The organism is Streptomyces sp. TLI_185 (assembly GCF_003814765.1).
Taxonomy (GTDB): domain Bacteria; phylum Actinomycetota; class Actinomycetes; order Streptomycetales; family Streptomycetaceae; genus Streptomyces.
The window spans coordinates 1102489-1122019 of sequence record NZ_RKRB01000001.1; the positions used below are offsets into that span (position 1 = coordinate 1102489).

A 19531-nucleotide genomic window follows, 5' to 3' on the forward strand; every position below is an offset into this window, starting at 1 on the left:
GTCAGCGGGGGGTGAAGTCCTGGTTGCTGCCCGCCGTGTTCTTGCACGGCCACTGGTCGAGCTGCTGGCCCGTATTGCTGCCGCCGCCGTAGACGTCCAGGCACAGGCCGCTGTTCTGGTTCTGGAAGGAGTACGAGCCGTCGGACTGCTGTACCGGCAGCCACAGACCGCCGGCGGCTGTGCTCGGGGCCTGTTGCACGATGTCGGGCGTACCGGCGGCCGTGGAGACGCCGGACACGGCCACGACCAGCCCGGAGTTCTGGGCCTGCAACTGCCCGTAGCCGCCCGAGACCGGCACGAACTGGAACTGCTGGTTGCTCTGCCCGTTGCAGGTCCATTGGTCGATCGCGGCACCGGCGCTGCTGGATTTGCCGTACACGTCCAGGCACAGGCTGTCGCTGCCGATCACCAGCTGGTGGTAGCCGCTGGGGAAGCCGCCGCCACCGCCGCCCGAGGACTGGACGCCTGCCTGCTGGATGACCTGTCGCGCGCCCTGCGGCCAGTTGGTGCCGCTGACCTGGACGTTGCCCGTCAGGACGTTGTTGTGCGGAGGACCGGTGGCCACGTAGGTGTTGCCGCCGTTGTACCAGTTGCCGGAGAACGAGCTGTCGTCGGTGTGGTTGTTCGCATTGGCGTTGGTGAGCGCCCAGTTGCCGGCGTCCTGCACCACGTTGTGCGACAGCGTCAGATACCGGGAGCCCTCGTCGAGGTAGAGGGCGGTGGTGTGGTTGTTGTCGTACATGTAGTTGTCGGAGATCACCGAGCCGGGACTCGCGGACAGGTTGTAGATGCTGCCGCCGTCGAACATCGCGTTCTTGGTGTCGTAGATCAGGTTGTGCGAGACGGTGTTGTTCTTCAGCGTGGTGGGGGTGCTGTAGACCGGCTGGTAGGTGTACGTGCCCCGGTTGACGTAGTCCTGGCTGCCGCCCGGGTCGTTGACGCCCCAGCCCCAACCGATGTCGATCCCGTCGTAGGGCAGGTGGTCGCACTGGTTGTGGGTGATCGTCGCGTTGGTGACGTAGGTGGACAGGATGGCGGCGGTCTCCTTGTAGTCGGTGCCCACCCCGCTGACCGTGTTGTTGCTGATGGTGATGTTCTGGTTGGTCATCTGCGGGTTGCCGGGGTGGTGCGCGTCCGGCTGGATCCCGCCGACCTGGATGCCGCTGCCGGCGATGTCGGTGAACGTGTTGCCGGTGACGGTGACGCCGCTCGCGCCGAGTCCGGTGCCGGAGGCCGTGGCGACGCCGTCGTTGCCCACGCCCAGTCCGGCCTGCCCGAGTCCGGAGAACGTGTCGCCCAAGAACGTGATGCCGGTGGCGGCGGAGACCTGGACGGCCGCGGGCATCTGCGCCCAGTGGTTGCGGGTGGCCTCGAACTGCGTGCACCCCGACTTGCAGGTGCTCAGCCAGTTGGCGGGCATCGCGTAGGCACCGGTGATGTGCGCGCCGCTCTGCTGGTCCGCGTAGCCGTCGGGTCCGCTCGGGCCGAGCCAGGAGGTTCCCGTGAACCGGATGCCGGCGAAGCTCAGTCCGGTCGCGGGTGAGCCGTAGCTGCCGCTGATGCCGAGCAGGCTCTGCAGTCGGGGCAGTTCGACGTCGAGGCTGTTCGGGTTCTGCCCGGGCTGGGCCCGGTAGTACAGGTCGCCGGTGGACGAGTCGAGATACCACTGTCCGGCCTGCTGCAGGAAGGCGTAGTTGTTCTCCAGGTACATCGTCCCGCCGGCGAACGGCGCGTTGATGGTGTCGTAGCCCCAGGAGTTGTTGTTCCAGGCGGGCTGCTGCATGGTGACGGTCCTGCCGCTGATCGACTGGACCGGCGCGTAGCGGTCGGTGAAGGAGTTGATGCTCTCGACTTCCATGTGGTTCTGGTCCGAGAGGCCGGCCAGGTAGTCGAGGGAGGAGTCGGTGATGGTCAGGCCGCTCTGGGTGAAGGTGAAGCCGGAGCGGGGCACCTGGATCGCCGCCCGCGGCGCGCCCTTGCCGTTCACGTACAACTGGCGTGTGTTCACGCCGGTGCCGACGTGGGCCGACCAGATGTTCTTCGCCTGATCATGCACCTGCCAACCCATTATGTGCTGGGCACCGGTCACGACCGGCTGCTGACCGGCAGCGGCCTGGTAGGTGATGGTGTGGCCGTTCTGGCCGCCGTCGCCGGAGCCGAAGGTCAGCGGCTTGGACAGCCGGTAGGTGCCACCGGCCAGATGCACGACGACGTTCGAGTCGGCGGAGAGCCGGTGCGCGGGCTGCTGCGCCTGGTCGATGGTGGCGAACGGCCGCCCGGCGGTGCCGTCCCCACCGGGAGCCGCATCCGGCGCCACATACAGGTCGGCGGCAGCCGCTTGGCGTGCTACCGGTACGGCGTACGCGGCCCCCGCGGTGGCCGGGCTGCCGGCCAGTAGAGCGAGCAGCGCTACGGGGGCGGCCCACAGGCCGCGGAGCGCTCTGGCTCTGGACATGGTCATCCTCCGGTGCTGACGCGTGTGGCGGTCCGTGACCGGCGGTGAGGCGGCCACGGACCGGAGGCCGTTCAGGTCAGTTGAGGCTCCACTGCTGGTTGGAGCCGCCGTTGCACTGCCAGAGTTCCGCCAGGGCACCGTTGGCCGTGGAGGCCCCGGTGACGTCGAGGCAGAGCCCGGACTGGACGCCCGTGACGGTGCCGTCGGAGTTGATCTGCCACTGTTGGTTGGCGCCGCCGTTGCACGGCCAGGTCACCACCTTGGTGCCGGCGGACGTCTGGTTGTTGTACGCGTCCAGGCACATCTGGCTGCTGCCGCTGTAGACGGTCAGCTGGCCCGAGGAGGTGCGGGTCCAGGTCTGGTTGGCGGCGCCGCTGCAGTCCCAGATCTGCAGCTGTGTGCCCGCCGTGGTGGACGAGTTGGGCACATCGAGGCACTTGCCCGCGCCCACTGCGTGCAGCGCACCGGTGCTCGTCCCGCCGGGGGAGTTGCTGTAGCCGGCCGCGGTGATGTTGGCCTGGACCGCGTTCTCGGTGGCGTCCGACGGGTAGCCGGAGGTCATCACGCCTTCGTAGAAGGTGCCCTGGGCGCCCTTGCTGTTGTCGCCGCCGATGCCCAGGATGATGGCCCCCTGCTTGCGCATCGGGTTGTAGCCCGCGACGTTGGGACGCGGACCGTCGTAGAAGGTCGACAGGCCACCGGACTGCGCGTTGCCGCCGCGGATCGCCCAGTGGTTGACCCCGCCCTTGATGATGGCGGTCGTGTACCGGTAGTTGATGGTCGGGTCGCCCGCGTTGTAGTGCTGGTTGACTCCGGAGAACAGGCCGTTCTCCAGGTCGGCCATGATCCACGGACCGTTGCCCGAACCGTAGCCCCACACCTTGATGTTGCCGAAGTAGATGGCCTCCATGGTGCCGTTGCCGTCGTCGTTGCTGTCCGTCTCGGCGTTGCCGTAGTCGAAGCAGCAGCCGCCGTTGTAGTGCGTGCCGTCGAAGATCGCGTACATGCCCTCGGGGTTGTCCCCGGTCGCGATGCCGTTGGTGTGGTTGTTGCGGTAGCCCGTGCCGGGTGCCACGAAGACGCCGTAGGCCTTGTGACCGGCCACTGTGGTGGGGGCGGCGGTCGCGTTCGCGAGGTTGTCGGGGCCGCCCGCGGCACCGCCGCCGGGCGCCTGGGTGAGGTTGTTGCCACGGCCGGACTGGTCATAGATGATCGTGATCAGGCAGGTCGTCCCCGAGCAGAACGAGTCCTGGGCGGCGGCGTCGGCGTACCCGCCCGCGCTCAGGACGCCGATGTTCCGGGTGGTGTTGTCCGAGGCACGCCGGACCTGGTAGAGCGGCCCGTTGTACGAGGCGTACAGCGCTCGCGTCGTGCTGTGCGCGGCCACGCAGGATGTACCGCCCGCCGCGTAGATGTCGCACGGGCCGGACGTGGCGGCCCGGGCCGTGCCGGACGTGGCGCCGGCCAGAGCTCCGGCGACGAGCGCAGTCGCGGCCCCTGCCCGGGCGACCGTCTTCCAACGGGTGCGTGCCGAGCGGGCCGGCGAAGGCACGTCTGCCTGAAGCGCCATGTCGGCCTGCCTGCCACGGTGCCGTACCGCTGCCAATAAGCCCTGGATGCCACCGCGTCCGAACAGCATGCGGCGTCTTGTACGCGTGGTTCCCATCTGATCTCCCTACCGTGCCGGCGCAACCCGGTCGGGTTGTGGCGGTGGCTCTGACGGATGCGGAAGCGCTGGAACGTGCCGTATTTGCAGTGGGATTGCAGAGAGGTTTCGGCGGGGAGGCGGTGCTCCCGGTGTCACGGGGCGGTCAAGGGCACGGAGCCTCCTGCTGCGAGTGTTGTTTGCGGAATCGATTCGACTGCTGATTCCTGTGGTGCGCAAGCCATCGGCGCCGTCGAAAAGTTGCGGTGTGGCGGCAGGCAGACGACGGCGCGATCGCCTGCCGCGCGGACGCCGAGGGGAAGAGGGTGTGGGCCCAGGGTCCTCCGCAGGTCCTACGATCACGCCGGTGAGCAGGGATTCAGTCGGTAGGCCGGGCCACGGAGAGCCGGTTGGAGGGCACTGGCCGAAGCTGCCGAGCCTCGACCCGCGAGTCGGTGACGCATTCGCCTCTCGACACGCCATTGACTCCGCAGACAGCCAGTCATGGGGTCCCGTCGAAGCGCTTGCGTCGAACCGATTCGCCCACGCCGTCCGGTGCCGCGTGTGACCCGAACGTATGCTGTTGGCCAGCGGCTCGGCGCCGAACCAGCGGACTGATGGCACTCGGGCATTCGGCTGGCGGACGACGTTCGCCGTCGCCTGAAGGAACGCCTCGCGACCGACCGGCGGCCGGTGCCCACAGCCCACCCGACGTTGCCGTGCACCCCGCATCCGCGCTTGGGCCGCCGGCGGACGAGTTGGCCAAGGCGTTCCAGCCGTGCACCTCTACCGGCTGAGCGCGCCCAGCGGGTCGTCCAGTACCGGCTGCCACGCCAACTCGGCCGCTCCGACCAGGCTGTTGTGGTCGAGGGTGCAGGCGAGGATGGGGACGCCGCCGCTCTGGCCCCACAGGCTGCGATCGGCGACGACGGCGCGCAGGCGCCCGGGGTCGGCGTCGAGGAGGGTGCGGTGGAGGCCGCCGAGGATGATGCGGTCGGGGTTGAGGATGTTGACCAGACCCGCGAGGCCGAGGCCGAGACGGTCGATGAGGGCCTCGGTGGCGGTGCGGACCGTCGGGTCGTCGTAGTGGTGGCGGATCAGGTCGATGGCCTGCTGGAGGAGGGAGATCTCGGGGCCGGGGTCACGGCCCGCGGCCGTGAGCAGGGCCAGCGGGTCGGCCTCGACGTCGAGGCAGCCGCGGCTGCCGCAGTGGCAGGGGCGGCCCTCGGGGTTGACGGTGAGGTGGCCGACCTCCAGGGCCAGACCCGAACTGCCGGTGTGCAGACGGCCGTCGAGGACCAGCGCGCCGCCCACGCCCCGGTGGCCGGTGGCCACGCACAGCAGGTCCCGGGCGCCGCGGCCCGCGCCGTGCCGGTGCTCGGCGAGGGCGGCGAGGTTCACGTCGTTGCCCGCGAAGGCGGGCCCGGTGATGCCGGCCGTGCGCACGCACTCCGAGAAGATCCGCCGGACCGGCGCGCCCACGGGCCACGCCAGGTGCAAGGGGTTGAGGGCGAGCCCGTCCGGCTCGGCGACCGCGGACGGTACGGCGAGTCCGGCGCCGACGCAGCGCCGTCCCGTCGAGCGCAGCAGCTCGGCGCCCGCCTCCACGACCGAGCCGAGGACCTTCGCCGGGTCGGCGTCGACGGTCTCGCAGCCCGGCGCGGTGGCGACGATGCGGCCGCCCAGGCCGACCAGCGCCGCCCGGAACCCGTCGGCGTGCACCTGCGCGGCCAGGACGACCGGCCCGTCCTCGGCGACTGCCAGCCGGTGCGAGGGCCGGCCCTGCGAGCCGGCCGCCGCGCCGGGCCGGGCGTCGACCCGGATCAGTCCGAGGGCCTCCAGTTCGGCGGCGACCGCACCGGCCGTGGCCCGGGTGACGCCGAGCTCGGCGGTGAGCACCGCCCTCGTGGGCGCGCGTCCGGTGTGCACGAGCTCCAACGCGGGTCCGAGCGCCCCGCGCCCCCGGTCCAACCGCGTCCTCGAGGTGGTCCCTTCCCCCGTCGGCCGGGGGTCCGCCTTGCCGCTCATGAGGGCGAGTCTCCCATGATCCGCAGTTACGCCGGGCTACAGGCCGCTGACCCGAAGCGTGATGTTCAGCCGTCCCGTCAGCCCCAACTCCGGGGGCGCGGTGCCCGCGTACACCCGCGGCACCCCGTGGTAGGCGAGCCGGGACGGTCCGCCGAACACGAACAGATCGCCGCTGCGCAGCTCTACGTCCGCGTAGGGCTTGGTGCGGGTCTCGGTGTTGCCGAAACGGAAGAGGCAGGTGTCGCCGAGGCTGAGGGACACCACGGGCGCGTCCGAGTTCTCGTCGCTGTCGCGGTGCATGCCCATGCGGGCGTTGCCGTCGTAGAAATTGATCAGTGCTATGTCATATGACACTGCCGCCTGTGCAATGTCACATGCAACTGCCGCCTCTGCCGCCTCTGCCGCCACCGTGCTCAGTGCATCGGCGACCCCCCGACGGCCCAGTTCGCCGAGCCACCCCGGAAACGGCTTCACCGGAGCACCGTCACCGTCGACCACCGTGCGGGCATAGCCGTACGGGTACCAGTGCCGGCCCAGGCAGACCTGCCGGGCGGTCATCGTGCCGCCGCCGGGCGTGCGCACCGTGCGCAGGCCGGCCGGTGGGCGCGCCCACTCGCGACAGGCGTCCAGCAGCTCGCGCTGGGCATCCGCGGCCAGCCAGCCGGGCACATGCACCGCGCCGGGCGCAACTTCCGTCCGCCCCCGTGGGAACAGCTCGGCATCCATGTCGCCCATCCTCCCCCACCGGCCGTGAGCTGGGGCTCGGCTAGCCTTGACGCACGATGAACGACCGTATGACGACGCCGTGGGGCGAGCTCGCGCTGGCCCGTTTCCCCGAGGACCCGCGCGAGAGGCTGCGTGCCTGGGACGCCTCCGACGAGTACCTGCTCAGGCACCTGGCGGCCGAGAAGGTTCCGCTGTCCGGCACGGTCGTGGTCCTCGGCGACCGCTGGGGCGCCCTTGTCACCGCGCTCGCGGCGCACCGGCCCGTGCAGATCACCGACTCGTTCCTGGCGCAGGAGGCGACCCGCGCGAACCTGGCCCGGGCCGGCGTCGAGGCCGGTGCCGTACGACTGCTGACCACCCAGGATCCGCCGCCCGACCGTATCGACGTCCTCCTGGTGAGGGTCCCCAAGAGTCTCGCGCTGCTGGAGGACCAGTTGCTGCGGCTGGCGCCCGCGGTGCACGAGGGGACGGTCGTCGTCGGCACCGGGATGGTGAAGGAGATCCACACCTCGACGCTGCAGCTGTTCGAGCGGATCCTGGGGCCGACCCGCACCTCGCTGGCCGAGCGGAAGGCCCGGCTGGTCTTCTGCACGCCCGATGCCGCGCCGGAGCGGCCCGCGAACCCGTGGCCGTTCAGCTATGCACTGCCCGACGGCATCGGCCCGGTCTCGGGGCGCACCGTGGTCAACCACGCGGGTGTGTTCTGCGCCGACCGCCTCGACATCGGCACCCGCTTCTTCCTGCAGCACCTGCCCGCCGCGGCCGGCGGACGGCGGGTGGTGGACCTGGGCTGCGGCAACGGCGTGGTCGGTACGGCGGTGGCGTTGGCCGATCCCTCGGCCGAGGTGCTGTTCGTGGACGAGTCGTTCCAGGCGGTGGCCTCGGCGGAGGCGACGTACAAGGCGAACGGGGTGCCCGGGCACGCGGAGTTCCGGGTCGGGGACGGGCTGACGGGGGTGCCGGACGGGAGTGTCGACCTCGTGCTCAGCAATCCGCCGTTCCACTCGCACCAGGCGACGACCGACAAGACGGCGTGGCGGATGTTCACCGGGGCGCGGCGCGTGCTGCGTCCGGGCGGCGAGATGTGGGTGGTCGGCAACCGGCACCTGGGGTACCACGTGAAGTTGCGCCAGGTGTTCGGCAACAGTCAACTGGTCGCCAGCGACCCGAAGTTCGTGGTGCTGAAGGCCGTCAGGAAGTGATCAGGCGGCAAACCGGCCGACGGTCCGGATGATGCCGGTCACCGCCCGCACCATCGCCTCCCTCCCCACGCTCAGGTACTTGCGTGAGTCGACCGCCTCGGGATGGGCGGCGAGGAAGTCGCGGATCGCGCCCGTCATGGCGATGTTGAGGGCGGTGCCGACGTTCACCTTGGCGATGCCGGCCGCGACCGCGGCGGCGAGTTCGTGGTCCGGCACGCCCGAGGAGCCGTGCAGGACGAGTGGCACGTCCAGGGCTGCCGACAGGCGTTTGAGCAGGTCGTGGTCAAGGGTGGCGGTGCGGGTGGTCATGGCGTGGGTGCTGCCGACGGCGACGGCGAGGGCGTTCACGCCGGAGTCGGCGACGAAGGCGCGTGCCTCGGCCGGGTCGGTGCGGGCGCCGGGCGCGTGGGCGTCCAGCGGGGGCTCGCCCGTCTTGCCGCCGACCTGCCCCAACTCGGCCTCGATCCACAGTCCATGGGCGTGTGCCCAGTCGACAGCGGCTCTGGTCGCGGCGAGGTTCTGCTCGTAGGGCAGGCGGGCCGCGTCGTACATGACGGAGCTGAATCCGGCGTCCGCCGCCTGGCGCAGCAGGTCGTCGCTCTGGACGTGGTCGAGGTGCAGCGCGACGGGCACTGAGGCGCGCTCTGCGGCGACGGCGGCCGCGCGGGCGAGCGGGAGCAGTCGGCCGTAGCGGAACTTGACGGCGTTCTCGCTGACCTGGAGGACGACGGGGGCCTCGGCGGCCTCGGCGCCGGCGATGACGGCCTCGACGTGTTCCAGGGTGATGATGTTGAAGGCGGCGACGGCGGAGTGGCCGGCGGCGGCCCGGGTGACGAGTTCGCCGGTGGTGACGAGGGGCACGGCTTCTCCCTTCGGGCTTTTCGGGGTGCGTCAGGGCGCGAGGATCACCGAGCGGGCCGGACGGCGCCGCTGGTCCAGGACGAGACCGCACGCCGCCGCGACGGCGGAGCGCTCGGCGACGGCCCGCATGACGAGCGCGCCGGTCGTGACGAGAGGCACAGCCTCTCCCTTCGGGCTTTTCGGGGTGCGTCAAGGCGCGAGGATCACCGAGCGGGTGAGGTGGCGCGGCTGGTCCGGGTCGAGGCCGCGGGCCGCGGCGACGGCGACCGCGAGGCGCTGGGCGCGGACCAGTTCGGCGAGCGGGTCGAGCGTGCCCGCGATCCACAGTCCGCCGGTGGCGCGCACCTGCTCGGCCAGGCCCTCCGGGGCTTCCCCGAGCATCCAGGTCGCCGTGCCGTGGGTGGTGATGCTGATGGGGCCGTGCCGGTACTCCATCGCCGGGTAGGCCTCGGTCCAGGCGAGTGAGGCCTCGCGCATCTTCAGCCCGGCCTCGTTGGCCAGCCCCACCGTCCAGCCCCGGCCCAGGAAGGTGAACTGGGTGCAGGCGACGAGCCCTTCGGGCAGCGGGGTCGCGAGGGCGGTGCGGGCGTCGGCGACGGCGGCGTCGGTGTGCAGGCCCAGATGGGCGCGGAGCAGGGTCAGCGCGGTCGTCGCGAACCGTGTCTGCACGACGGACCGTTCGTCCGCGTAGTCGAGCACGACGAGGTCGTCGGCGGCCGCCATGACCGGCGTGTGCGGGTCGGCGGTGATCGCCGTGGTTCGCGTGCCCTCCCCCAACCGGCCGATCAGGTCGAGGACTTCGGTGGTGGTGCCGGAGCGGGTGAGGGCCACGACACGGTCGTACGAGCGGCCGTAGGGGAACTCGGAGGCGGCGAAGGCGTCCGTCTCCCCCTGTCCGGCACCCTCGCGCAGTGCGGCGGCCGCCTGCGCCATGAAGTACGAGGTGCCGCACCCGACGATCGCGATCCGCTCCCCGGGCGCCGGGAGCGCCGCGCGGTGCCTGTCCGCTTCCGCAGCGGCGCGTATCCAGCACTCGGGCTGGCTGGTCAGCTCGCCCTCGACATGGGTCATTGCCGGGCCCTCCCCTGTTCCGATTCCTGACCTGATGGTGCGTGATTGTTCTTGCAAGATATAGCCAGCTTTCGAGCAGAATCAAGCATTCGATCGCATGCGGGGTGCGCTAGGGTCGCCGGAAGATCGAGGAACGGAGGGTGGGCATGTCCCGGGACGCCCGCTGGAAGGCGCTGCTGGAACTGCTCGTCGAGCGCGGCCGGCTGGACGTCGAGGAGGCGGCCGCCGAGCTGGAGGTCTCGGCCGCGACGATCCGGCGCGACTTCGACCAGCTCGCCGAGCAGCAGATGCTCGTCCGCACGCGGGGCGGCGCGGTCGTGCACGGGGTGTCGTACGAGCTGCCGCTGCGCTACAAGACGGCCCGGCACGCCTCCGAGAAGCAGCGGATCGCCAAGGCGGTGGCCGGCCTCGTCGAGCCGGGCGAGGCGGTGGGGCTGACCGGCGGCACGACCACCACCGAAGTGGCGCGTGCCCTGGCCGTGCGCAGCGATCTCGCCTCCGGTTCCCCGGCCCTCACCGTCGTCACGAACGCGCTCAACATCGCCAACGAGCTTGCGGTGCGCCCCCAGTTCAAGATCGTGGTGACCGGCGGGGTGGCGCGCCCGCAGTCGTACGAGCTCATCGGGCCGCTCGCGGACGGCGTGCTCGGCCAGATCACCCTCGATGTGGCCGTGCTCGGTGTCGTCGCCTTCGACGTCACGCACGGCGCCGCCGCGCACGACGAGGCGGAGGCCGCGATCAACCGGCTGCTGTGCGAGCGCGCCGAGCGGGTGGTCGTCGCCGCCGACTCCAGCAAGCTGGGCCGGCGGGCGTTCGCCCGGATCTGCGCCGCCGAGTCGGTCGACACCCTGGTCACGGACACCGCGGCGAGCGCGGACGCGATCCGCCGCTTCGAGGAGGCCGGGATCGCGGTCGTCACGGTCTGACTCCCGACAGTGCGCCCCGGCCGACGCGATCCTCACCCCGGCCGGCTGATTCCGCCTAGGCTGGGGAGCGGGATGCGTGTCGGGGCAGGGAGGCTGCGATGGGCTCAGAAGCGATCGACCAGGGCGTCCCGGGGGCCTCTCCCCGGTATCTGCCGATCGCCGAGCACGGACTGATCGGCGATCTGCGCAGCGTGGCCCTCGTGGGCACCGACGGCACCATCGACTGGTACTGCTGCCCGGCCTTCGACGCACCGAGCGTCTTCGCGGCGATCCTGGACGCGGAGCGCGGCGGCTCCTTCGAGCTCGCGGCGTCCGTACCGGCGAAGACGAAGCAGTTCTACTTCCCCGACACCAACGTCCTGATCACCCGGTTCTTCACCGAGGACGGCGTCGGCGAGGTGCAGGACTTCATGCCGCTCAACGGCGGAAACGCCGAGACCGAGCGCCACCGGCTGATCCGGCGGGTGGTGTGCGTGCGCGGCTCCATCCCGTTCCGTACGCGGGTCGCCCCGCGCTTCGACTACGGCACCCGCCCGCACACCCTGCGCCTGGTCGGCGAGGTCGCGGTGTTCGCATCCGAGGGACTGTCGCTCGCACTGACGGCGACGGTGCCCCTGGAGGCCGACGGGCCGGACGCGCACGCCGACTTCAAGCTCTCCGAGGGCGAGACCGCGGTGTTCGCGCTGGACCAGGTCGGCGGCGACGTGGAGCCGCGCCGATGCGCGAAGCTGGAGGCGGAGGAGCAGTTCGGCACCACGGTGGCGTACTGGCGGCGCTGGCTCTCGGCCTCCAAGTACCGTGGCCGCTGGCGGGAGATGGTGCACCGCTCCGCCCTCACCCTGAAGCTGCTCACCTACGCGCCCACCGGCGCGATCGTGGCCGCGCCGACCACGAGCCTGCCCGAGCAGCTGGGCGGCGAACGCAACTGGGACTACCGGTACGTATGGGTGCGCGACGCCGCCTTCGCCGTGTACGCGCTGCTTCGGCTCGGCTTCACCGAAGAGGCCGAGGCGTTCATGAAGTTCCTGACCCGGCACGTCAGTCCGAGCGCCGACGGCACCTCCGCACCCCTGCAGATCATGTACGGCATCGACGGCCGCACCGACCTCACCGAACTCGAACTCGGCCACCTGGAGGGGCATCAGGGCTCCGCGCCGGTACGGATCGGCAACGCGGCCGCCGACCAGCTCCAGCTCGACATCTACGGCGCCCTGATCGACTCGATCTACCTCTACGACAAATGGGCCAAGCCCATCTCCAGCGCCCAGTGGGACGACGTGTGCACGCTGGTGGAATGGGTGTGCCAGCACTGGGACCAGCCCGACGAGGGCATCTGGGAGACCCGCGGCGGCCGCAAGAACTTCCTGTACTCCCGCCTGATGTGCTGGGTGGCCATCGAACGGGCCATCCGCATGGCCAACCGCCGCGGCCTGCCCGCCGACCTCCTCCGCTGGCGCGAGTCCCGCGACACGATCTACCGGCGGATCATGAAGCGCGGCTGGTCCGAGACCCGGCAGGCGTTCGTCCAGCACGAGGACGGCGACGACGTACTCGACGCGGCCGTCCTGATGATGCCGCTGACGAAGTTCATCGCCCCCACCGACCCCAAGTGGCTGTCCACCCTCGACGCGCTCACCCACGACCTGGTGTCCGACTCCCTCGTCTACCGCTACGACCCCATGGCCAGCCCCGACGGGCTGCGCGGCGACGAAGGCACGTTCTCCATCTGCTCGTTCTGGTACGTCGAGGCCATGGTCCACGCCGGCCGCATCGACGAGGCACGCCTCGCCTTCGAGAAGATGCTCACCTACGCCAACCATCTGGGCCTGTACGCCGAGGAGATCAGCCACACCGGCGAGCAACAGGGCAACTTCCCCCAGGCATTCACCCATCTCGCCCTCATCAGCGCCGCCTTCAACCTGGACAAGGCCCTGGGCTGAGGTGTTGCTGAGGACACCGTGAATCCGGTCCCCAACCCCAGGGACGGCGGGCCCCGCGGCCGGAAGGATTCATCACGTCGGCAACCGGACCGACGCGGAATCCACCTCACGGACTCGGGGGAACACCCATGACCGAAACCTTCGCCAGGCGCCTGACCGGCGCCGCCGGCATCGCCGCCGCGGCCGCACTCATCGTCGAAGTACCCCTGTACTTCGTCTACTCGGGCCCGCCGCCGGACGCGAACGTACTCACCCGGCTGCTGCTCGGAATCGTCGCCCTCGCCTGCCTGGTCGTGTTCGTGACGGCCTTCCGTGAACTGATCAAGCGCACGCATCCCGCCCACGAGTGGGCCGGCTCGATCGCCTCCGCCACGGGGCTGGTCTACGCGACGATCACCCTGGTCTCCATGGGACTGGAGGCCGGCGCGGTCATCGCCACCGACCACCCGATCGATCCGACCATCACGGTCAGCGGCACGTACATCCTCTACGGGTCGATCTCCCGGCTGATGCTGGGCCTCTTCCTGACGGCGGTCGGCTACATCGTCGCGCGCACCGGCGTGCTGCCCCGCTGGATCGGCCGCTCGGCCTACGTCCTCGCCGCGATCAACCTGGCCTTCGTACCGTCCCTGTTCTTCGGCAACACACCCGCGCACTTCTACGCGGCGAACGGCTGGGGCACGACCGCTCTGATGGGAGCGATCCTCAGCTACTGGCTGCTGGCCGTGGGCATCTCCACCTACCGGAGCTCCACGCGCCTACAGTGCTTCGTCGCCGCGTAGCCTCAGAAGCCGATCACCGGGACCTCACCACTGGAGCCTTGATGACGAGCCTCGACGGCATACCCGGCCCCGCTGCGGACGAACTCGAGACGCCGCCCGCGCTGACGCTCTCCCGAGTGCGGTTGGGCGCCGGTGGGCCGCTGGGCAGTGTGCGCATCGCGGACGGCCGGGTCGTCGCCGTCGAGGTGGACAGGGAGCTCGGCGGCCTGGTGCTCGACATGGACGGGCGGACCGTACTGCCGGGCCTGTGGGACGCCCATGTGCACGCGGCGCAGTGGGCCGGCAACCGTCATCGGGTCGATCTCGCCGGGCTGGAGTCCGCGCGGGCGGTCGCTGAAACCGTACGACTGCACGTCGTCGGTCTGCCCGCCGACGAGTTGCTCATGGGGCAGGGCTTCCGGGACGGCCTGTGGCCGGACGTGCCCCACAAAGCGTTGCTCGACTCCGCGTGCCCGGATCGGCCGGTCGCGCTGATCAGCGCCGATCTGCATGCCGTCTGGCTGAACTCGGCGTGCCTGGCGCTGGTCGGCCGCGGCGACCATGCGACGGGACTGCTGCGCGAGCACGAGTGCTTCGAGGCCCTGCAGGCGCTGCCCGAGGTGCCCGACGAGGTCCTCGACGAGTGGGTGGCGCAGGCCTGCCGGGATGCGGCCGGCCGGGGCGTGACGGGCATCATCGACTTCCACTTCTCCGACAACCTCGCCGACTGGAGTCGACGGGCAGCGGGTTCGGCGCTCGCTGTGCGGGTGCAGGCCGCCGTCTATCCCCGGCACCTGGACTCGGCCGTCGAGGGCGGGTTGAGGACGGGTGACGTACTGCCCGGCACCGGAGGCCTGGTCCGAGTCGGCCCGCTCAAGCTGTTCACGGACGGCTCCCTCAACACGCGGACGGCGCTGTGCTGCGACCCCTACCCGGGGCTGGAGGGCACGAAGGAGGCATACGGCGTCCAGGAGACCTCGTACGACGAGCTGGTCCGTCTGATGCGGCGTGCCGCCGCCCATGGCATCGAGCCGGCCGTGCACGCGATCGGCGACCGGGCCAACACCCTCGCGCTCGACGCGTTCGCGGACGTCGGCTGCCGGGGTCGCATCGAGCACGCCCAGCTGCTGTCGGCCGCCGATGTGGCGCGGTTCGCGGAACTGGGCGTCACCGCCGGGGTGCAGCCCGCGCATGCCGCCGACGACCGCGCTGTGGCGGACCGCCACTGGGCCGGGCGCACCGGGCGCGCCTTCGCCTACGGTGACCTGCTGGCGTCCGGTGCCCGGCTGGAGTTCGGCTCCGACGCTCCCGTCTCACCGCTCGACCCGTGGCTGGGCATCGCGGCGGCCGTGCACCGGACGGACGACGAGCGGCCCGCCTGGCATCCGGAGCAGCGGATCCCGGTGGCGGCGGCCCTCGCCGCGTCGGCACAGGGACGCTCAGAGCTCCGGGTCGGCGACGCGGCCGACCTGGTGGTCGTGGACGTGGACCCGTCGGAGGCGGACGCACGCACGCTGCGGGAGATGCCGGTGCACGCCACCATGCTGGCCGGGCGGTGGACGCACGGGCCGCACTGACGGGTACGCCCGGTCCGCGCTCGCCGGTGTCCTTGCCGCGAGCGCAGGGCGGGTGTCTCTGACCGCCCTGTTGCATTCGTGGTCCCCCGGCCTGGGCGACGACCAGGACATCAGCAGGCTCGGCAACTGGCTCAGTCATCCGACAACGTCGGTGCCGCCCCCGTGCCGCCCGGAGGGTTTCTGAGCATCACCGACGAGGACTGGCCGGCCTCGCTCACCCTCGACCTGCCGGCGGCGATCCGGACGACCCGCGCCGCGCTTCCCGTCATGCTCGCGCAGGGCTGCCGCGGCAGCACCGTGAACATCGCCTCGGTGAACGCCGGGCTGCCCGATCCCACGGTGCTCGACCACAGCGCGGCCAAGGCGGCGCTCCTTGCCATCTCCAAGGGCCTGCCGACGGTGGGTGAGCGCCCGCGGGATCCGCATCAACACGGTCAGTCACGGCTCGGTCGCCACCGACCTGTGGCCGGCCGACGACGGCGTGGCGGCCACGGTGAGCCGGGCGCCCGGCGCCGAACCGTCGACGGTGGCGGCAGGCGCCGCGAACGCGATGGTCACCGGCCGGTTCCCGCAGCCCGCCGAGGTCGCGGACGCCGTCCTGTTCCTCGCCGGTGCCCGGCCGCGAACACGGTGGGTGCCGACCTGCGGGTCGACGGCGGATTCGTGCCGACGTGGTAGCCGACGGATGCGGCGTGAGCGGATACTGCAGATAACCGGCCAGAAACCGCAACCTTTCAGCCACCCTGTATGTCTCATCAAATATCCATACGAACCATGCTTCGGGGGACGTGATGAGACGAAGCAGAGCAACACACAGCAGAACCGCATGGGCAGCGCTCATGCTCCTGGGCACCGCGATGGGAGCGACCGCGGTTCCGGCCGACGCCGCACCGGCCGCCACCACCCAGACCGTGATCTGCCCCACCGGCTGGGGCAGCCTCGCCAAGACACGCGCAGCATCCACGACGACGCCGGTCAGGAACGTCAGGACCGGCCGCCACACCTGCTACGACCGGATGGTCATCGACATCCCCGGCGCGGGCCGGAGCAGCCTCGGCTACTCCGTCAGGTACGTCAGCCACCTCTACCAGGACGGATCCGGGCGCCTGATACCCGTCGGCGGCGGCGCCGTCCTCGAGGTGCGGGTGCACGCACCCAGCTACGACCCCGACACCGGGGCACCCACCTATCCCGCCCGGGCGGGCCGTCCGCTGCCGGGCGTCGACCTCACCGGGTACCGCGCCTTCAGGGACACCCGGTTCGGCGGCAGCTTCGAGGGCGACACCCAGCTCGGACTCGGCGTCCGGGCCCGGCTGCCGTTCCGCGTGCTGCGGCTGGACGGCCACGTGATCGTGGACGTGGCCCACAGCTGGACCGGCAAGCCCTGAAGCGCATCATCCGCCAAGAGAATCGAGAGAGCCGAGCCAGTCGATCAGTAGCCGGCTGACCTCCTCGGGGCGTTCCTGCTGGATCCAGTGGCCGCAGCCGTCGAGGACGTGGGAGGAGGTCAGACCGGGAAGAGTGGTGGGGTACGCCTTGATCGCGTCCGCCAGCCAGGTGGTGGACGCGTCGAGGGATCCGCCCACGAACAACGAGGGCTGCGCGACGGGGGCGCCGTGGTGGGCGGCCAGGTCCTCCCAGTCGCGGTCCATGTTCCGGTAGCGGTTCAGGGCGCCGGTCAGGCCGGTCCGCTCGAACTCCCCGGCAAAGACGTCGAGTTCGGCCTCGCCGAGCCAGTGCGGCAGGCGGCCTGCCGGAAACCTGTCGCGCAGCGTGCCGCCGCGGCCGACGAAGTGCGGGTCGGGCGCGCCGGGCGCGGGCATGGTGTCGGCGGACAGGGCCGCGTAGAAGCCGGCCAGCCAGCCCCGCACGTCGGGTTCGATCTCGGCCTCGGCCCTGCCGGGGCTCTGGAAGTAGGAGACGTAGAACTCCTCCTCGCCGCCCATCCCAGCGAAGGCCTCGCTGGGCCTGGGGCCGCCGGGCGGGGTGTAGGGCACGCTCAGCAGCCCGACCGCGCGGAACACGTCGGGCCGCAGCAGAGCCGAGGTGGCGGCAATGGTGGCGCCCCAGTCGTGCCCGACGATCACCGCGGACTGCTCGCCGAGGGCGTCGACCACGGCGACGTTGTCCGCGACCAGGTCGAGCATGCGGTACGCGGCCACGTCCCCGGGTTTGGAGGAGCGTCCGTAGCCGCGGACGTCGAGGGCCACGGCACGGTGGCCGGCGGCGGCCAGGGCCGGCAGCTGGTGCCGCCACGAAGTACCAGAACTCCGGAAAGCCGTGCACGAGCAGCACCAGGGGCCCGCTGCCCTGCTCCACCAGGTGGGTACGGCCGGCGGGTGAGGGCACAAGGCGGTGGTGCAGGCGGTCGGCGGCGGGGGTCTGCGGCATGGGTCCCTCCCGAGGCGAGCGTGACCGAAGGCACGGGCGACGATCATGCCGGGTGCGCGGCGATGCGGTCGATGTTTGTTGCTGTTTCGGCAAAGCGAGAAAGGCGTGCGCCGGGCTGCAAGCCAAGTTCTGCGCAGCGAGCGCGAGCGCCGGCCAGCAGGCCCCGTCCTCGGGCCGCAAGCCCGTGTGCACCGGTCGCCTGGCCGGTACCGGGAGGCGGACTCATGCCGGGCGGGCAGAGCCCATTGCCGGGCGACAGGCACCTTGACGGGCCCTGCATCCGGGCGCCGGGCCGCAAACGCCCATGCCACGACGAGCACAGGCGCTGGACGGCGGACGCCTGCGCCAGGCCGCAAGCCCAGGCGCACAAGCCCCCTGCCCATCGACCAGCCCAGGCGCCAGACACCGCATGCCTGCGCCAGACCGCAAACCCACGCACCCACCAGCGGGCCAGTGCCAGCCAACGGACGCCTCCCCCGCACCGCACGCCCGGCCGCACAAGCCCCCATGCCCGTCAATCAGCGCAGGCGCCGAACACCGCATACCTGCGCCAGGCCGCAACCCCAGGCGCCACGCCGTGCCTCGCAGCGAACGCCTCCCCACATCGCAAGCCCAGGCGCACAAGCCCCCTGCCCATCGACCAGCCCAGGCGCCAGACACCGCATGCCTGCGCCAGGCCGCAAACCCAGGCGCCAGGCCGCAAACCCGCGCGCCACGCCGTGCCAGCAGCGAACGCCTCGCCAGGCCGCAAGCCCGGGCGCCGGCCGTAGCCGCGAGAAGCGCGGGCCCCAACGGCGGATGCCATACCGGGCCGCAGAACCAGGCGCCGGGCCGCAAGCCCCCGTACCAGCGCGGACGTCGGTCGCGAGGCGCGTGGAGAGGGCGGGCATCCGTCGGCAGGCCCGTGCACCGCGGCCCGCCGGGATTCTCGGCCGCTCAGTCGTCCGCGAGCAGTTCCACCGGTGTGGCGATCACGTCCACGAGGGCGTCGCCGCGTAGTGCGGTGAGGGCGAGAGGGCGTCCTATGGCGTCCTCGAGCATCAGACGCTGCAGGGCCTGTGCGCTGGTCACCGGTTCGCCGTGGGCGGTGATCAGCAGGTCGCCGTCCCGCAGCCCGGCCCGGGCGGCGGGGGACGCGGGCACGACCTCGACGATCCGCAGGCCCGTGGGGCGGCCCGTGCGTGCCCGCAGCAGTGGCGGCAGCGGCGCGGGGGTACCGGCGAGGCCGAGATAGGCGCGGCGGACTCTGCCGTCGGAGAGCAGGGTCGTGATGATCTGGCGGCTGGTGCCGTTCACGGGGATGGCAAGGCCCAGGCCGACGTCGGCGATGGCGGTGTTGATGCCGACGACGCTGCCGTCCGCCGTGGCGAGTGCCCCGCCGGAGCTGCCGGGGTGGAGGGTGGCGTCGGTCTGGACGACGTCGTCGATGACGCGGGTGGCCCGGCCCGCGCTCGCCGGCAGCGACCGGCCCAGCGCGCTGACCACACCGGCGGTGACGCTGCCGGTCAGCCCGAGGGGGTTGCCGACCGCCACGACCAGCTGTCCCACCCGTAGTGCATCGGCCTCGCCGAGCCGGGCCGGGGGCGGGGTCGGCCCGTCGGCACGGACGACCGCGAGGTCGGAGAGCGGGTCGGCGCCGATGACGTGGAAAGGGGTGGTCGTGCCGTCCGCGAAGGACGCCGTACCGGCGTCGGAGTGCCCGACGACATGGGCGTTGGTGAGCAGGAAGCCGTCGTCGGTGAAGACCACGGCGGAGCCGGTCCCCATGACGAATCGGCCTCTGGATCGGCGGTGCGCGACGTTCAGAGCCGCCACCTTCGGCGTGAGTTCGGCGGCGACGGAAGCGACGATCTGCGAGTAGGAGTCGAGCGCGGCCTGCTCCTGACGGGAGCGGTCGGGCTCGGAAAGTGTCTCGGCCACGAGTCGGCCTTTCCGCTGGCCCAAGGCT

At 71.4% G+C, this 19531-nt stretch carries 14 protein-coding genes and 2 pseudogenes; 7 read left to right on the plus strand and 9 right to left on the minus strand.

What is annotated here, in order from left to right:
• Position 1: 1 nt before the first annotated feature.
• From EDD92_RS05065 to EDD92_RS05080, 4 genes are all read right to left on the minus strand, one after another.
• Positions 2–2455, minus strand: a complete 2454-nt coding sequence (locus EDD92_RS05065) for an RICIN domain-containing protein (RefSeq protein ID WP_260326323.1) — start codon at positions 2453–2455, stop codon at positions 2–4.
• A gap of 76 nt (positions 2456–2531) precedes the next feature.
• Entirely contained in the window at positions 2532–4025 is a 1494-nt protein-coding gene (locus EDD92_RS05070) for an arabinofuranosidase catalytic domain-containing protein (protein ID WP_221268087.1), read from the minus strand.
• A gap of 861 nt (positions 4026–4886) precedes the next feature.
• Positions 4887–6128 (minus strand): ROK family protein, encoded by a 1242-nt coding sequence (locus EDD92_RS05075; RefSeq protein WP_123963190.1) that lies wholly within the window; start codon positions 6126–6128, stop codon positions 4887–4889.
• Between the two features lie 36 nt (positions 6129–6164).
• The gene (locus tag EDD92_RS05080) at positions 6165–6854 is read right to left on the minus strand and encodes an alpha-ketoglutarate-dependent dioxygenase AlkB (RefSeq protein ID WP_123963191.1); all 690 of its coding nucleotides are present in this window, start codon (positions 6852–6854) and stop codon (positions 6165–6167) included.
• 68 nt (positions 6855–6922) lie between these two features.
• On the opposite strand from EDD92_RS05080, the gene EDD92_RS05085 reads away from it, so the two are divergent.
• Complete coding sequence (locus EDD92_RS05085) at positions 6923–8056, plus strand: methyltransferase (RefSeq protein ID WP_123970275.1); 1134 nt, start codon at positions 6923–6925, stop codon at positions 8054–8056.
• On the opposite strand, the gene EDD92_RS05090 is transcribed toward EDD92_RS05085, so the two are convergent.
• From EDD92_RS05090 to EDD92_RS05095, 3 genes are read right to left on the minus strand one after another with little or no spacing between them, the layout of a single operon-like run.
• Entirely contained in the window at positions 8057–8917 is an 861-nt protein-coding gene (locus tag EDD92_RS05090; RefSeq protein WP_123963192.1) for a class II fructose-bisphosphate aldolase, read from the minus strand.
• A 30-nt stretch (positions 8918–8947) separates the two neighbouring features.
• Positions 8948–9076: a hypothetical protein gene (locus tag EDD92_RS50885; RefSeq protein ID WP_260326324.1), complete on the minus strand. Its 129-nt coding sequence runs from the start codon at positions 9074–9076 to the stop codon at positions 8948–8950.
• Positions 9077–9106: 30 nt separating this feature from the next.
• Complete coding sequence (locus tag EDD92_RS05095; protein WP_123963193.1) at positions 9107–9988, minus strand: SIS domain-containing protein; 882 nt, start codon at positions 9986–9988, stop codon at positions 9107–9109.
• A 146-nt stretch (positions 9989–10134) separates the two neighbouring features.
• On the opposite strand from EDD92_RS05095, the gene EDD92_RS05100 reads away from it, so the two are divergent.
• The 6 genes and pseudogenes from EDD92_RS05100 to EDD92_RS05125 all read left to right on the plus strand — a co-directional run bounded on the left by EDD92_RS05100 (position 10135) and on the right by EDD92_RS05125 (position 16580).
• Positions 10135–10914, plus strand: coding sequence for a DeoR/GlpR family DNA-binding transcription regulator (locus tag EDD92_RS05100; RefSeq protein WP_123963194.1), 780 nt, complete (start codon positions 10135–10137; stop codon positions 10912–10914).
• Between the two features lie 98 nt (positions 10915–11012).
• The gene (locus tag EDD92_RS05105; RefSeq protein WP_123963195.1) at positions 11013–12854 is read left to right on the plus strand and encodes a glycoside hydrolase family 15 protein; all 1842 of its coding nucleotides are present in this window, start codon (positions 11013–11015) and stop codon (positions 12852–12854) included.
• Positions 12855–12982: 128 nt separating this feature from the next.
• Positions 12983–13636, plus strand: a complete 654-nt coding sequence (locus tag EDD92_RS05110) for a hypothetical protein (protein WP_123963196.1) — start codon at positions 12983–12985, stop codon at positions 13634–13636.
• Between the two features lie 41 nt (positions 13637–13677).
• Positions 13678–15192 carry an amidohydrolase gene (locus EDD92_RS05115; RefSeq protein WP_123963197.1) on the plus strand — a complete coding sequence of 505 codons (1515 nt, stop codon included), beginning with the start codon at positions 13678–13680 and terminating at the stop codon, positions 15190–15192.
• Positions 15193–15354: 162 nt separating this feature from the next.
• Positions 15355–15525, plus strand: a pseudogene (locus EDD92_RS50890) (3-oxoacyl-ACP reductase); the annotation flags it as partial.
• 506 nt (positions 15526–16031) lie between these two features.
• Positions 16032–16580, plus strand: a complete 549-nt coding sequence (locus tag EDD92_RS05125) for a hypothetical protein (protein WP_123963198.1) — start codon at positions 16032–16034, stop codon at positions 16578–16580.
• A 6-nt stretch (positions 16581–16586) separates the two neighbouring features.
• Here EDD92_RS05125 and EDD92_RS05130 read toward each other — a convergent pair.
• Both EDD92_RS05130 and EDD92_RS05135 read right to left on the minus strand, forming a co-directional pair.
• Positions 16587–17583, minus strand: a pseudogene (locus EDD92_RS05130) (alpha/beta fold hydrolase).
• A gap of 936 nt (positions 17584–18519) precedes the next feature.
• On the minus strand, positions 18520–19503 hold the full coding sequence (locus EDD92_RS05135) for a S1C family serine protease (protein ID WP_221268090.1): 984 nt from the start codon (positions 19501–19503) through the stop codon (positions 18520–18522).
• Between the last annotated feature and the right edge of the window lie 28 nt (positions 19504–19531).